This is a genomic window from Actinomadura sp. NEAU-AAG7 (assembly GCF_018603865.1).
GTDB classification, from domain to species: Bacteria; Actinomycetota; Actinomycetes; order Streptosporangiales; family Streptosporangiaceae; genus Spirillospora; species Spirillospora litoris.
In genome coordinates this window covers 1,130,723-1,144,501 of record NZ_JAHFZY010000001.1, presented here as the reverse complement: position 1 = coordinate 1,144,501, position 13,779 = coordinate 1,130,723, and the positions used below count along the sequence as shown (strand labels likewise).

The window sequence follows — 13,779 nt, the reverse complement described above, 5'->3', positions numbered from 1 at the left end:
TCAGACCCCGGGCCGCCCCAACAGGAACTCCGCGACGCACTCCGGGTGGTCCTCGTCGTCGGCGGCCAGCACCATCCCCCGGACACCCGCTCCGCCGTGGTAGCAGGCCACGAGGGCGGGCCGTGCGGCCCTGCCCATGTCCCGGGTGGTGAAGACGAACCGCCCCTCGGTGACGGTGACGAGCGCGATCCCGTGGGTCCTGGCGAATTCGACGGCCCCCGCCTGGAACGCCGAGGTCGCCACCAGCACCCCTTTGTGCGCCCCCACGCTCTGGACCTTCTGCCGCAGTACCTGCACCAACTCCCGCTTGATCGGGTTCCGGTGCAACTTCGCCTCGACCACCACCCGGAACTCCAGCCCGGCGAACCGGTACCGCGCGGTCGCGTCGAACTCGTAGACCCCGTCCACCCCGGCGACCTTCTCATGCGTGCTCACGACCAGCCCGTCGACCTGCGGGCTCGCGGCACCCAACAGTTCCCCGGCGACGAACTCCTCGAATTCACGCGGCGTGATCCCCGGATACGGATACCGGCCCACCACCCGATCGTCCTGTACCACCACGGCACATTACCGCGCTCGGTCATGGCGCCGGGCCCCGGCGACGGGGACCGCACCTTGCCCGTACTGGTGTCGGGCCTCCATGCGGGGGATCTTGGACTTCCGCAACGAGGAGGTCGGGATGAGGAAAGTCGTGTCCATTGCCGGGATCGCCGCCGTGACCATGTGCGGGCTGAACGGGGTGGCGCATGCTTCGGCCGACAAGTACCAGAACTATGCCGAGCTCGCGCAGCACGAGAAGGAGGGCCAGGACTACCGGCGTACCCTCCGCGCGCCCGGTGAGCCGAAGGTCGCGCACATCGCGATCCACGGAGGAGGGATCGAGCCGGGCACCACCCAGCTCGCGGACCGTGCCGCCGCGGCCCGCAGCGGCTACGCCTACTACTCGTTCGAGGGCGTCAAGCCGTCCGGGAACAAGGATCTGCACATCACCTCGACGCGTTTCGACGAGCCGCGGGGACTCGCGCTGGCGCAGCGGGTCGACCGCACGGTCTCCTGGCACGGCGCGGACGGCAGCACGCCCGTGACCTACGTCGGCGGGCTGGACGACCAACTGCGCGAGCAGGTCGCCTGCCGACTGGGCAAGGCCGGGTTCGCGGTCGCGCCGACGGTCCCCGGCGACATCGACGGTAGCGACCCGCACAACATCGCCAACCGGAACCGCCGGCACAAGGGCGTGCAACTGGAACTGAGCACCGCCCAACGCAAGGCGTTCTTCACCGACGGCCGACTCGACCGCGCCTGGATCGAAGACCCGACCCACCGCACCGCAGCCTTCGAGAAATACATCAAGGCGGTCGACCAGGCCCTCTCCAGCGGAGATTGCCAAGGAATCCATAGGGCCGATGGGCACGGACCGCCGAGTCGGACGCCGTGATGCCCCGTTACCGGTCATGTCCGGTAACGGGGCGCTGTAGGCAGGTGCTACTTCAGCACCTTCACGGCGACCTGGGACTGGTTACCCTGTGCGTCGACCGCTATGACTTCCGCGCGGTATTTCACGCCGTCGCGCTCGGCCGGGACAGGGATGTCCATGGAGTCGGCGGCGGGCACCACGTCGAAGCGGTTGGCGACCTTCGTGGTGAGCACCTCGGTGCCGTTGTCGGCGCGGGTGACGCGGACCTTGTAGTGGTACACCAACTCATCGTCCTTGGCCTGCTCGATGCGCAGTGCCAGTCGGCCGTCCTCGCCGGTCTGGGCCGACAGCGGGTGCGATGACGTCCAGCGCGGAGCCCTGCGGTTGCGGTTGGCGTCGGTGTAGGTGAAGTTCCGCACGACCTTGGCGTCGCCGCCGGCGGTCTTGATCTCCCAGGGCTCTCCGGCCAGTGTTCCGTCGCTCTGGTACGGCGGCTTCCAGTTCGCCGACCATTTCCCGCCGGTGTAGATGTCGTGGAGGTCGGCGTTGAGGTTGATCCGGTTGATGACGGTGCGGCCCCGGTAGATTTCCACGGCCAGGCCCTGGGCGGTGGGAGTCTCGAAGCGGCCGGCCAGTTTCCCTTCCGCGTCGAGCATCTGGTACCCGTGGTCGAATTCGATGTACGACGAACTGGAGTCGTTCACCGCGGTGAAGTTCTTCTGGTGGATCGCACGCGGGTCGTTCAGGTTCAGGTGCGAGTGGCCTGAGAAGTAGACGGCGCGGGGGAACCTCGCCATGTCCTGGGCCAGCGCCGGGTTCGCGGTCTGCTGGCCGTCCAGCACGGTTCCCGGAACCGGCTTGTGGCCGCCGACGATGATCGGCAGGTCCCGGTAGGCGGGGTTCGCGGAGATCTGGGCTAGTTGCGTACGCAGCCAGGCCCCCTGGGCGGCGGAGTAGTTCTCGGTGTTGACCGTGACCACCGGGATCCCCTTGACCTCGGTGCGGTAGTAGCCGTCACCGGAATCCGGGAACCACTCCTTGGGGTAGCCCGCGCGGACGTCCGCCAGGCTCGCGTCATGGTTTCCGTACGCCATGAGCACCTTGGTGGCGTTCATGCCCTTGCGTTGGAGGTTCTCCTTGAAGATGCGGGCGACCATCTGGTGGTCCTTGCCGCGCCCGTCCCCGTTGTCGTTGATCATGTCGCCGTTGGAGAGGATGGCGTCCGGCTTGCCCAGGACCCCGCCGATGGTGTCGAAGTAGGAGGTCCAGCGGTCGCGGTCGGCCCCGTAGTCGCCGACGTGGACGTCCGAGAGGATCATCATGCGGGCGATCGGCTGCTCGCCCTTGCGGATGAGATAGCCCGCGGATTTGAAGGCGCCGACCTTGTTGCCCTTGAAGGCGCGTGCCGTCAGGTTCGTATCTTTGGAGATACGGATCGGCCTGCCGCCGTAGGCGCGGCTGCTCTTCTGGGGAATGCTGCCGTCGGTGGTGTAGCGGATCGTCTCACCCCGCTCGGCCTTGAGTTCGACGGCAACCGTGTGCTCGTAGCGGCCGCCGGCGACGCTGAACTTCGGGGCCTGCGGCGTCTCGTCGGCCGTGGCGCCGTGTGCCAGTGGGAAAAGACCCAGACCGACGCCGACCGAGGCCGCCGCAAGGCGGCGCCACGAAGCTGATTTTCGGCGGTGGGTGGCTACCTGGTGCATGTGGAGGCTCCGATCTTGGCGTGCTGTGGGCACTGTGAGATTTGTTTCGTGCGCGAATTGAATTTTGGGTACCAAGCAGCGCATTTCGCCCTTGAAAACGCCTACCTGAAGTGGACGGTCAAGGGGCGAGTCTGCGTCGGACGAAGGAGCTGAGCAGGTCCACGATGACGACCAGCACCAGGACCATCAGGATGTAGGTGAGCATCTGGTCGAACCGGAACTCCTGGATCGACTGGTTGATGAGGAAGCCGATGCCGCCGGCGCCCACGAGCCCGAGGACCAGTGACGACCGCACGTTCACGTCCAGCCGGTACAGCACCAGGCCGACGAGCTGCGGTAGGCATGCCGGGAGCACCGCGTGCGCGATGAGCTGCGTGCGGCCGGCGCCCGCGATGCGCAGCGCCTGCGCCGGGCCGTCGTCGACCTCCTCCATCGCCTCCGACCACAGCTTGCCCATGACGCCTGTGTTGTTGCAGATCAGCGCGAGCACCCCGGCGAACGGACCGAGGCCGACGGCGGTCACGAAGACGAGGGCGAACACGACGTCCGGTACGGCGCGCAGGAACGACATGATTCCGCGGGCGACCTGGTAGACGGCCGCGTTGCCGTTGGTGGCGCGCGTCCCGAGCACGCACAGGACGATCGTGAACGGGATCGACAGCGTGGTGCCGAGGAGCCCGATCCACAGCGTCACCAGGCAGGCGTCCAGGCCGTCCTTGACGACCGGGTCCCAGGCGAGGTCCGGCGGGATCGCCTCGGAGACGAAGCGGACCATGCCGTGCCAGCCCTCGGCGAGCATTCCGAGGTCCATCTCGGCGCCGCGCCAGGCGGCGACGTGCAGTGCCACGAGAACGGCGGTGATGCCGGCGGCCATGCCGATGGCGCGGGGGCCGCGCCGCTTGCGCGGCACCGGCATCCGTTCGGGGGTCCGCTCGTCGACGAGGGCACTCATGCGCGCCGCCTGCGGAGGGGCCCCCAGGTTCGCTTCGCTCATGTGTGCCTCCTGCGGGGGGACGGCCTCCCGCACCCCCCGGTTCGCTTCGCTCATGAGTGGACCCCCTTGTCCACGACGTACAGGGAGGACATCTGCTCCTGGGTGACCTCGTCGGCGGCGCCGGCGAAGGCGATGCGGCCGCCGCGCAGCCCGACCAGCCGGTCGGCGTGGCGGCGGGCGAGCTCCGGCTGGTGCAGCACCGCCGCGACCGCGATCGACTCCGCGCGGGCGAGATCGGCCATGACGCTCATGACCCGTTCGGCGGCCGAGGGGTCCAGCGCGGAGACCGGCTCGTCGGCCAGCAGCACCTCGGCCCGCTGGCAGAGCGCGCGGGCCAGCGCGACCCGCTGCTGCTGGCCGCCGGACAGCGCGGCGACCCGTTCGTGCGCCCGGTCGGCGAGGCCGACCCGGTCCAGGCAGGCCATCGCCTCCTCGCGCAGTTCGCGCGGGAAGGCGAGGGGCGTCCAGGACCGGTGGAGCGGGAGCCGTCCGAGCGCACCGGCGCAGACGTTGTCCAGGGCGGAGCGCCGCCGCACCAGGTGGATCTGCTGGAAGACCATGGCGACGCGGGTGCGGGCGCGGTCCGCCGTCCGGGAGCCGTCGAGCAGGTCGGTGCCGAAGACGCCGACCCGCCCCCGGTCGGGGCGGACGAGGCCGACGGTGCATTTCAGGGCCGTCGACTTGCCCGATCCGTTGGCGCCCAGCAGGGCCACCACCTCTCCCGGGGCCACGTCCAGGTCGAAGCCGGAGAGCACCGCGCGGCCGCCGAAGGACTTGCACAGGCCGCGCACGGTGAGCGCGTCGGTCGCGGTCGCCGTCGTCACCGTCCTAGACGTCCTTCTCGGTCAGGCCGAGGGTCTTGGCCAGGTCGAACAGGGGCTGGTAGGTCTGCTTGGCGACCGGGACGAGCGGGCCGGGCTCGACGTCGAGGTAGGAGCCCACCTTCGCGACGTCCTGCGGGGTGAGCGAGGTGAGCGCGGACACCAGCTTGGCGCGGAACGCCGGGTCGAGGTCCTTGCGGACGGCGATCGGGTCGTTGGGGATCGGGTCGGAGGCCCAGATCTGCCGGTACTTGGACGCGTCGAACTGCTTCTCCTCGGTCGAGGTGGCCTGCTGCTGGGTGTTGATCTCGGCGGCGTCGACCTTGCCGTAGGTCAGCGCGAGCAGCGCCTGCGGGTGGCCGCCCGCGTACTGGCGCTTCACGTCGGACTCCGCCAGTCCCGCCTTCTTGATGGCGAAGCGGGGCAGCGCGTCGCCCGACGTCGAGCCGGCGTCCGACAGGGCCAGCGTGCGTCCCTTGAGGTCGGCGACGGTCTTGATCGGGCTGTCCTTCTTGACCCAGATCCCGGCCTTGTAGCTCGACACCGTGCGGTCGGGGTTGCCGAAGGACGCCACGGCCTGCGCGCCGGTGCGCTGCGAGGCGAACACGAAGCCGAGCGGGCCGAACTGGGCGATCTCCAGCTTGCCGTTCTGCAGCGCGAGGACCTCGGCGGAGTAGCCCTGCACGATCTGCACCTCGACCGGGCAGCCGAGCTTGGTCTCCAGCGCCTTGCCGAGGGTCTTGTAGGCGGGGGTGAGCTTGGCGGCGTCCTCGAACGGCTCGACGCCGAACCGCACCTTGCCGCCGGGGCAGGAGCCCGTCGAGGACCCCTTGGCGTCCGAACCGGACGCGTCGTCGCCGCAGCCGGTCAGGGCGAGGGCGGCCGCGGGCACGAGGGCGGCCATTGCTATGGAGAGCCGGAATCGGCGCATGGGAAGACCTTTCATGTTCTGTTCGGGGAGGGGTGCGGTCAGGCGAAGGAGTCGAGGACGGCCTGGGCCAGACCGTGGGCGATGGTCATGCCGATGCCGGAGGTGACCGAGACGGCGCGGACGCCGTCCGCCACCTCCGTGTCGAGCACGTCGGCCCGCGCCGACGAGGCGTACTCGCCCCGCCAGCGGCGCAGGACGCGCAGCGACGGGACTCCGAACAGGTCAGCGCCTTCGCGCAGCAGCAGCCGGGCCAGTTCCTCGTCGTCGAACGGGCCGTGGGTGAGGGCGTAGTGGTGGGTGTCGCCGAGCACGATCGCGCCGCCGGGACGTTGGACGAGCATCAGGTTCACCCCGGCGTCCAGCAGCTCCGGCGCCCGGGCCGCGACCGCCTCCCGCAACGCGGCGGCCGACGGCTGCGCGGTGAAGCCGCCGTAGCGCAGCATCGACAGGCCGGTCAGCACACCGGGATCGATCCGGACACCGCCCGGCGCCTCGACCTCCAGCATCTGGAGCTTGCAGCGGGTGATCCCGGCGGCGTCGGCGACGTCCGGGTAGAGCCGGTCGACGTCGTGGCCGACCGCGAGCACCGTGCGCGCGGCCCGCACCTCGCCGCGGGAGGTGCGGACCAGGCCGGGCTCGGCCGACAGCACGCTGGTGCGCCAGGCGATCGGGACGCCCTGCGCGGCCAGCCACTCCGCCACGGCGGGGATCACCGTGGGCGAGTTCAGCCGCAGGTCCAGGGGGAGGTGGGCGCCGCCCAGCGGCGCGGCCCCGTCCACCGGCAGGTGCCGGCGGACGCCCGCCCCGTCCAGCAGCCGGACCTGCTCGGGGCCGCGCTCTCCCGCGAGGTCCTCCAGGACGGCCATCTCCTCCGGCCGCCGGGCGACCACGAGGGTGCCGGCCTGGTTGAGGGCGAATCCGGCCTTGCCCGCGAGCCAGAGCCAGCGCTCCCGTGCGGCCAGCGCGTATTCGAGCGCCCGCCCGTTCTGGGCCGTCACGCAGACGTGGCCGAAGTTGCGGACGGACGCCCCGGCCGCGAAGGCGTCGCGGTCGACCACCGCGACCGAGAGCCCGCGCAGGTGCGCTTCGACGGCGTGCGCGAGCCCGACGACGCCCGCGCCGACCACGAGCAGGTCAACGGGTTCGCTGGGCAGCGCCGACGGTGCGCGATGGTTGCTCATGGCTCCCGAGATTGGGGGTCCGACCGGTATGCCGTCAATGCTCGTCCGATACCTGTACAAACAAGTTAAGCGGCCGTTCACCTGGCACTTTGCGGAAAGAACCCGGCATTGACAGCGCGGTGATCAGCTCTTGTATGGTCAAGCCATGTCGTCGGAGTCACTGCATGCCAAGCTGGCCGACGCGCTGCGGGAGCGGATCGTCAGCGGCGCCCTCACCGTCGGTGAGACGCTGCCGTCGGAGGCCCGGCTCGTCGAGGAGTTCGGGCTCTCCCGGGGCACCGTCCGGCAGGCGCTGTCCGCGTTGCGCAACGAGGGCCTCATCGAGGGCGGCCAGGGGCGCCCGCCGGTCGTCCGGCACCGTCCGATGGGCCAGCCGTTCGAGACGTTCCTGTCCTACAGCGCGTGGGTCGAGCAGTCCGGGCACCGGCCCGGCCAGCGGACGATCGAGCTGGCCCGGCGCGGAGCGGACGCGGTCGCCGCCGCGGAACTCGGTCTGAAACCGGGCGAGCCGGTCGTCGACGTCCAGCGGCTGCGGCTGCTCGACGGCGAGCCGGTGATGCTGGAGCGCAGCACGTTCGTGCTGGACGTCGGGCGGCTGCTGTTCGACTTCGACCCGGACGCGGGCTCGATCTACGCGGGCCTGCTCGCCCAGGGCGTGGAGATGGCCGCCGCCACCCACACCATCGACGCCGTCGCCGCCACCGACGAGGACGCCGCCCTGCTGGAGGTCCCCGACGGCAGCCCGCTGCTGCGCGAGCGGCGCACCGCGGGCACCGCCGACGGCCGTCCGGTCGAGTACGCCGACGACCGCTACCGTCCCGACCGCGCGACGTTCACCATCGCCAACGCACGCGCCCACCGCCTCGCCTTCGCGCGCACCATGCCCACCTCAGGAGCGACCCCGTGACCGCAGATCCGCCGTTCGAACTCGCCGCGCTGGACATGGCCGGCACCACCGTCCAGGAGGGCGGCGCCGTCTACGCGGCGCTCGACGAGGCCGTCGCCGCCCACGTCGGCCGCCCGGTCCCGGCGGAGACGCTGCACCGCTGGACCGGGACGAGCAAGCGGGAGGCCGCCGCCGGGCTGCTCACCGAGCTGACCGGAACCGCGCCGGACGCCGACGTCGACGCCGTGTACGGCGACTTCACCGCCCGGCTGGCCAAGTCCTACGCCGCCACTCCACCGACCCCGATCCCCGGGGTCACCGAGGCCGTCGCCGCGCTGCGCGCCGCCGGTGTGAAGGTCGTCCTCCAGACCGGCTACGCACGCGAGATCGCGCAATCGATCCTGGACGCGATGGGCTGGACCGTCGGCGGCACCGTCGACGGCCTGGTCACCAGCGACGAGGTCGCCGCGAGCCGTCCCGCCCCCTACCTGGTCTTCCACGCGATGGAGGCGGCGGGCGTCACCGGCGTGGACCGGATCCTGGTCGCCGGCGACACCCCCAACGACCTGGCCGCCGGACACAACGCCGGCGCCCGCTACGTGATCGGCGTCCTCACCGGCGCGACCCCGGCCACCGAACTCGGCCGCCACCACCACACCCACCTCCTGAACTCCGCCGCCGACCTCCCCACCCTCCTCTAAACCCGCCGCCCGGCAGGCCCGGAAGGAGGGCGAAAGCCTCACCGCCAGCAGGTGGCACACGAGGCAGGTGGTCAGTTCCTCACCGAGCAGATCGCGCTGAGCAGACCAGCGTGAGGTGCCTCAGCTCCGCACGGTTGTCGCCTTTCCTCCGCGCCGCGCCGCGTCGGTTCGGTTCCGCAAGCCCGACAGGTCACCCGCGCCGGGTTCGAGAGCTTGATGAGGCCGTCGATCGCATTGCGCAGCGCCCTCACCATGCGGCTCGACGACTTGCCGTCCACGGCCATGCTGCCGCTGACGTCCGCGAGCACAAGAACGGAAAGCGGGTCAGGGGCGCTACACCTCAGCGAAGGCCGTTTTTCACCAAGCGATCGGCGAGTCGAGAAGAGCGTCGAGACTCATCTCTCCACATGCCTCACGGGCGGGGGTCGACCGTGCGGAGGAGATTTAGAAGAGCGTTCAGCTGGTCGTACTTCTCGCCGGAGAGTTCGTCCGTCGTGAAGTGCATGAGCTCGTTGCGGACCCGGCGCACCTCCTCCAGACGATCCAGGAAGAGAACATGGTCGATGTGCCACCCGAGTGCGGACCAGCGCCGTGGATCGCGCAGCAGGTGGCAGTAGTTGCCGAAGGTCAGATCCGCGGCCTGGTGGACGCGCGACCTCTGGTGCTGAGGGACGGCCTCCTTGAGATCGTCCACGGTGAAGATTTTGTCCACGGCCCGCCGGAGCCGGTTCTCGGCCTCTTCGATGAGGACGAAGGGGCGTGCGAGGGTGCCGAACTGCCCGGTGAGATCCGAGGCTGTGATGATCCCCGTGACGTTCATCCGGTCGGCGTTCCGGACGAAGATGAAGCCCTGATCGTAGATGGGTCTGATCTGCTCGAGGAGCAGCGCGTCGTGATCGACCACCAGGGCGGGGACGATCGCGTCCTTCAGCGTCGGGTCGTGGGACGCGATGTGCGCCTTTCCGATCGACTCCCAGCTCACCGCACCATGAAAGGTCCCGTCGTCGTCGACGACGGCGAGTTGCGAGAACCTCCGCGTCAGCATCACGGTCTTGGCATAGGTGAGTGTGGCGGTGCTGGCAACCGACACCAGCGGCGCCGGCAGGCTTCCCAGCCGCAAGGTCATCGGCTGGAGCTCGGTGACATCCTCCGTGTTCTCCTCACCCGGAGTCTCTTCGGCGGCTTCCCCACCCGAGCCGGGCTCGGAGGCGATGGGGACCAGGACGACCTCGTCGCTGACGGAGCCCTCGGTGAAGGGTGGGCGCGTCGTCAGCCCCTTGGCCGCGAGATCCGCCTTGATCACGTCGATGACCGCGCTGGTCCTGCGCTCCCAACCCCAGTGTTCAAGGAGGCTCCGGATCGTCAGCGTCCGAAGGTTGTCAGAGTCCCGGGACGCGGCGTCCTCAAGAAGCTTCTCAGAGCTCGTCACCTCCTCCTCGTCGCCCATTCCGGGGTCGGTGCCACCGGCGGCGAGCACGGCGATGCGCCGGGCGGCGTCGTTGCGCGCGAGTCGGCAAACGGTGAGCAGGGACCCCAGACTGGCGCGGAGATCGGCTCTGATCGCCTCTCCAGATATATCCGAGCGAAGCCATTTGACCCTGCGAATCTGCCGGAAACCCGGCGGCTCGGCGCTTCGATACTCGTAGGGGCCTGTGACTCGGCCGACCGCGAAAAAGCCGAAGGGTGACCTCAGCGGCATCACCAGAAGATCGCCTTCGGTGATCTCCTTGGAGAACTTCCAGAGCTGCCCCGTCCAGTTCCCGATGACGTTGCGTGTAGCGTCGGGGTAGACACGCTGTAGTTCGCTGGTCAGATCAGCCCAGGTCCGGAGCGCACTGAGATCGCCCAGCTCGTTCCATCCGACGATGGCGAGCCCCTCTTGGAGAGCGCGCGGTTCCCGCTCTCCGTCCCTCCCACCGCGGATCAGCCACGCTCGCGGTTCGCCGTCAGGGTACCGCTCTCCCATGTCGCCCTCACTCCAACGCCGCCAAAGCACCTACTCTCCCAGATGAGCATCACTCAGCGCCGGGGGTCGTCAAAAAGCAGCTCACCGCGCCCGCCGACAGGGTGGGCCGCCGCAAGTGAGGTTTTCGGCAATGCCACCGCTGGCACCACCCGGGGGGTCTATCCAGGTAGCCAGAGGTCGAGGCCGAGGCGTTTCAGTCGGGCGCGGCGGGCTGAGTAGTCGGGCATGGTCCGCTCTACGCGCCGCCAGAACCGCTCACCATGATCGTGCTCGTGAAGATGCGCCAGCTCATGCGCCAGAACGTAGTCGATCAAGTCGGGCGGCAGCTGCATGGTCGCCCAGTGCAGGTTGAGGTTCCCCTCCAGCGAACACGACCCCCAGCGGTAGCCGAGTGGGAGAACCTTGAGCCGAACTTGCGGGGCCTGCATCCGCTCCGCCCAGGGGTGTATTCGTTCGGGCAGCCACGCCCTGCCCCGGCGCGTGTACCAGCCGATCAATGCGGGCGCCGGGTCGTCGAGGGCGTCTCGCCGGATCTCCAAGCGCCCGCGCCACAACCGGACAGGCGACGGTGCGCTGTCCACGATCAACAGCCGGTGGCTACGCCCGAGGTACGGAAAACCCTCGCCGGAGACGTACTGGCCTTCAGGTCGCGGCTCACGGGGTGACTGACGTTCGGCGAGCTTGCAGTACAGCCAGCGCCGCCGGCTCTTGACGAGCTTCACCAGTTCGTCCTGGTCGATCCCGCTCGCTAACACGTATCCGTACGTCGAAGCACCGACCCGGACGATCTCTGCGCCTCCTGAACCGGTCACCACCCCAGCTTCCCATCCGGCACGGACGTCGCCGCGCGGCGGCACACCGGGAACGCTTCGTCAGGGACGCGGATTCTCCGCGCGCCGGATCGACCGGTTCTGGCGCGGTGTCGTCCTCGCAAGAATCTCGGTGCACTCGGCGAGGCCTGGCGGAGGGGCCCATCACCGCCCTGGAAAGCGATCTGGACGAGGCGCTGTCAACCTGGAGCCTGTCGGTGAAGGTCGATGTCAGCGAATTGTCGAACGAGATCATCATGCGCCATCTCATCGAACTGACCATCCGGCAGGGAGGTGCCCGGGGGGCGCTGGAGACGCAGGGCGCGGGCGTGCAGCGCACGCTGATCGCGGCGCTGATCCAGACGGCGGCGAAACTGCGGTCCGAAGCCAAGGAGAACGCGTTCCGCTGGATCCTGTTCGAGGAGCCCGAGGCATTCCTGCACCCGGCACAGGTCACCCGGCTCGCGCACGACCTCCGTGAACTCGTCGAGTCCGGCGACACCGCCGTGACCATCACGACCCGACCATGCTGGCCGTGACCGAAACCTCGCCGGAGGCGATCCTCCGAGTGCAGCGGCCGGTACAGCGGATCGACGCTGTCTCCCCCACTCCGGCGCAGGTCAGCGCCAGCCTGGCTGATATCCATATCCGCTCGCCATACGCGGGGGCCTCCAAAGACTGCTTCAAGTCCCCGCGCATGACCGCCGCCGACGAGGAATGGGATCGGGTGCTGTTCGACCTGGGCGCCCGCCGGGCTGCGGCGTTCTTCGCGAACCGGGTCATCGTGGTCGAGGGCCCAGTGACGCCCTCTTCATCGAATGGCTGAGCCGGCGTGGGAACCTCGCCGGGCTCGGCTCCAATGTCGCCGTACTGGACGCGTTCGGGAAGTACGAATTGCACCGGGCGTCGAGCACGCTCTCGCGTTTAGAATCCCGCACGTCGTGTTGTGGGACGAGGACGCAGCGATGCCGACGACCAAGCCCCGTGTGCACAGGGAGCGGCGCCGCCAGGACCAGGCCGCGCTGGACGCCCTGGCGGCGGCCACTCATGCCCCGGCGTCCTCCTTCTTGGGAGCCGTCCGCCTCACCGGCACGATTGAAAAGTGGCTCGACATCACCGAGGAAAAGGAGGGATCTTGGAAGGCCGCCAACATCGCGGCTTCCCTGAACCACGCATACGCCGATCCGGCATCGCCCGTGCCCGGCCGCGTTCGCGGACTGCTGGCGCTGATGGCCGACCTGTTCGACGGCGTGGACCCCGCACCGCATCCAGCGTCGCCGGACTTTCAAGGCGCGCTGATCGAACGGAAACTGGCACTGCCCTCGTTGAATCTGGCCGCTGAGGTCGCGACCTTCCCCCGCGCGTCCTGCGCCTGCGCGCCCTCCATCTAGTTGTCCGGCGCGGCGGGGCCAGGCGGGGCGAGGGTGAATGGTACGTCCTGAAGTTTCCGGCTGTCAGGCCCCGAGTTTGCGTCCGACGTGCGCGATCGTCGCCTTTCGCTGCTCGGGTACAAGTCGAAAGTAGACGCGCCCCGGGTTTGGCGTGAATCGGCCGTGCAGGTCGAAGAGGCGTACGACACCGTCGAAATCCTCGAACTCGCAGTGGTGCTTGCGACTCGCCGACTCAGGCGTCACATGGGACCGCCACGCGGGCGCGGTCGACCTCGCCGGGTCCCATTGGCCGATCGTTTCGTTGATCCGCAGTAGTTCCCGCGCCCCCGGGACGACCCAGCGAGGCTCCAGCTCGGCGAACTGCTGCTCGGTCTGCGGCAGGAACAACAGGTGGGGATAGAGGTCGGCGCGGGCTTCCCAGATCTCCGAACCGTGCAGAAGTTCCGATATCCCGGCCGCGCTGATCCATTCGTGGTGGACGTCGACATGATCGGGCGCGGAGGCGTGCCGAACTTCTACATAGTCTTCGTGGATGTCGCCGTCCGGGTCGTCCGTCAGGGTCTCGCACCGAGCCCGAACCCACGGAACTCCCCAGGCAGGGGCCACGGGCAGGCTCACCGCAGCACCGTCCATCAGGTGCGCCGCTCCCAACCCCTTCGCCGGCCGGCCTTCCCAGAAGTACTCGGCGCCGTCCTCCGCCCCGGGTGGAAGAACCGAGCTGAAGGGTGCCCGGTTCTGCAAGCCGCGAATCCAACGCCAGAGGTCACGGTTGGCGGGGCGACCGGACCATTCACCGAGGTAGTAGCCGGGAGCCAGTTCCACCTCCGCCAATTTCAGCTCCGAGATGAGGGCCGTGTCGCCGCGTTGTGCTGCTATCTTGCGCAGCACTCCAACAAACTGTTTCATCGCGTCGTCCACCTTTTCCTTCGGGAGGACGACGGTGCAGGACAGTTCGTTGAAGAACAGCAGGACGCGCACGAGG

General features: G+C 69.2%; 15 protein-coding genes. 6 read left to right on the top strand and 9 right to left on the bottom strand.

Annotated elements, in window-relative coordinates; all coding sequences use genetic code 11:
• Entirely contained in the window at nucleotides 1-558 is a 558-nt protein-coding gene (locus KLI87_RS05330; protein WP_156214583.1) for a restriction endonuclease, read from the bottom strand.
• Between the two features lie 94 nt (nucleotides 559-652).
• Here KLI87_RS05330 and KLI87_RS05325 point away from each other — a divergent pair, with 94 nt between their 5' ends.
• The gene (locus tag KLI87_RS05325; protein ID WP_214616037.1) at nucleotides 653-1,435 is read left to right on the top strand and encodes a poly-gamma-glutamate hydrolase family protein; all 783 of its coding nucleotides are present in this window, start codon (nucleotides 653-655) and stop codon (nucleotides 1,433-1,435) included.
• A 47-nt stretch (nucleotides 1,436-1,482) separates the two neighbouring features.
• On the opposite strand, the gene KLI87_RS05320 is transcribed toward KLI87_RS05325, so the two are convergent.
• The 5 genes from KLI87_RS05320 to KLI87_RS05300 are packed head-to-tail and all read right to left on the bottom strand — an operon-like array spanning nucleotide 1,483 to nucleotide 7,044.
• The gene (locus KLI87_RS05320) at nucleotides 1,483-3,201 is read right to left on the bottom strand and encodes a chitobiase/beta-hexosaminidase C-terminal domain-containing protein (RefSeq protein WP_214616036.1); all 1,719 of its coding nucleotides are present in this window, start codon (nucleotides 3,199-3,201) and stop codon (nucleotides 1,483-1,485) included.
• 34 nt (nucleotides 3,202-3,235) lie between these two features.
• Nucleotides 3,236-4,111, bottom strand: coding sequence for a phosphonate ABC transporter, permease protein PhnE (phnE, locus tag KLI87_RS05315; RefSeq protein ID WP_214616035.1), 876 nt, complete (start codon nucleotides 4,109-4,111; stop codon nucleotides 3,236-3,238).
• A 50-nt stretch (nucleotides 4,112-4,161) separates the two neighbouring features.
• Entirely contained in the window at nucleotides 4,162-4,935 is a 774-nt protein-coding gene (locus tag KLI87_RS05310; protein ID WP_214616034.1) for a phosphonate ABC transporter ATP-binding protein, read from the bottom strand.
• Nucleotides 4,936-4,939: 4 nt separating this feature from the next.
• Nucleotides 4,940-5,863 carry a phosphate/phosphite/phosphonate ABC transporter substrate-binding protein gene (locus KLI87_RS05305; protein ID WP_156214586.1) on the bottom strand — a complete coding sequence of 308 codons (924 nt, stop codon included), beginning with the start codon at nucleotides 5,861-5,863 and terminating at the stop codon, nucleotides 4,940-4,942.
• A 38-nt stretch (nucleotides 5,864-5,901) separates the two neighbouring features.
• Nucleotides 5,902-7,044, bottom strand: coding sequence for a TIGR03364 family FAD-dependent oxidoreductase (locus tag KLI87_RS05300; RefSeq protein ID WP_214616033.1), 1,143 nt, complete (start codon nucleotides 7,042-7,044; stop codon nucleotides 5,902-5,904).
• A gap of 145 nt (nucleotides 7,045-7,189) precedes the next feature.
• On the opposite strand from KLI87_RS05300, the gene KLI87_RS05295 reads away from it, so the two are divergent.
• Both KLI87_RS05295 and KLI87_RS05290 read left to right on the top strand, forming a co-directional pair.
• Entirely contained in the window at nucleotides 7,190-7,951 is a 762-nt protein-coding gene (locus tag KLI87_RS05295) for a GntR family transcriptional regulator (RefSeq protein WP_214616032.1), read from the top strand.
• Complete coding sequence (locus KLI87_RS05290) at nucleotides 7,948-8,631, top strand: phosphonatase-like hydrolase (RefSeq protein ID WP_214616031.1); 684 nt, start codon at nucleotides 7,948-7,950, stop codon at nucleotides 8,629-8,631. Before KLI87_RS05295 ends, KLI87_RS05290 begins: the two co-directional genes overlap by 4 nt.
• 412 nt (nucleotides 8,632-9,043) lie before the next feature.
• Here KLI87_RS05290 and KLI87_RS05285 read toward each other — a convergent pair whose 3' ends face one another.
• Together KLI87_RS05285 and KLI87_RS05280 are read right to left on the bottom strand one after the other, a co-directional pair.
• Nucleotides 9,044-10,597 carry a CBS domain-containing protein gene (locus KLI87_RS05285; RefSeq protein ID WP_214616030.1) on the bottom strand — a complete coding sequence of 518 codons (1,554 nt, stop codon included), beginning with the start codon at nucleotides 10,595-10,597 and terminating at the stop codon, nucleotides 9,044-9,046.
• 158 nt (nucleotides 10,598-10,755) lie between these two features.
• Nucleotides 10,756-11,409 carry a M48 family metallopeptidase gene (locus tag KLI87_RS05280; protein WP_214616029.1) on the bottom strand — a complete coding sequence of 218 codons (654 nt, stop codon included), beginning with the start codon at nucleotides 11,407-11,409 and terminating at the stop codon, nucleotides 10,756-10,758.
• 215 nt (nucleotides 11,410-11,624) lie between these two features.
• Between KLI87_RS05280 and KLI87_RS05275 the strand changes: the two genes are divergently transcribed.
• From KLI87_RS05275 to KLI87_RS05265, 3 genes are all read left to right on the top strand, one after another.
• The gene (locus KLI87_RS05275) at nucleotides 11,625-11,945 is read left to right on the top strand and encodes an AAA family ATPase (protein ID WP_214616028.1); all 321 of its coding nucleotides are present in this window, start codon (nucleotides 11,625-11,627) and stop codon (nucleotides 11,943-11,945) included.
• Nucleotides 11,933-12,232, top strand: a complete 300-nt coding sequence (locus KLI87_RS05270) for a hypothetical protein (protein WP_214616027.1) — start codon at nucleotides 11,933-11,935, stop codon at nucleotides 12,230-12,232. Before KLI87_RS05275 ends, KLI87_RS05270 begins: the two co-directional genes overlap by 13 nt.
• A gap of 139 nt (nucleotides 12,233-12,371) precedes the next feature.
• Nucleotides 12,372-12,797 (top strand): hypothetical protein, encoded by a 426-nt coding sequence (locus KLI87_RS05265; RefSeq protein ID WP_214616026.1) that lies wholly within the window; start codon nucleotides 12,372-12,374, stop codon nucleotides 12,795-12,797.
• 63 nt (nucleotides 12,798-12,860) lie between these two features.
• Here KLI87_RS05265 and KLI87_RS05260 read toward each other — a convergent pair whose 3' ends face one another.
• A complete protein-coding gene (locus tag KLI87_RS05260; protein ID WP_214616025.1) occupies nucleotides 12,861-13,775 on the bottom strand; it encodes a hypothetical protein in 915 nt (304 codons plus the stop codon).
• Nucleotides 13,776-13,779 lie beyond the last annotated feature (4 nt).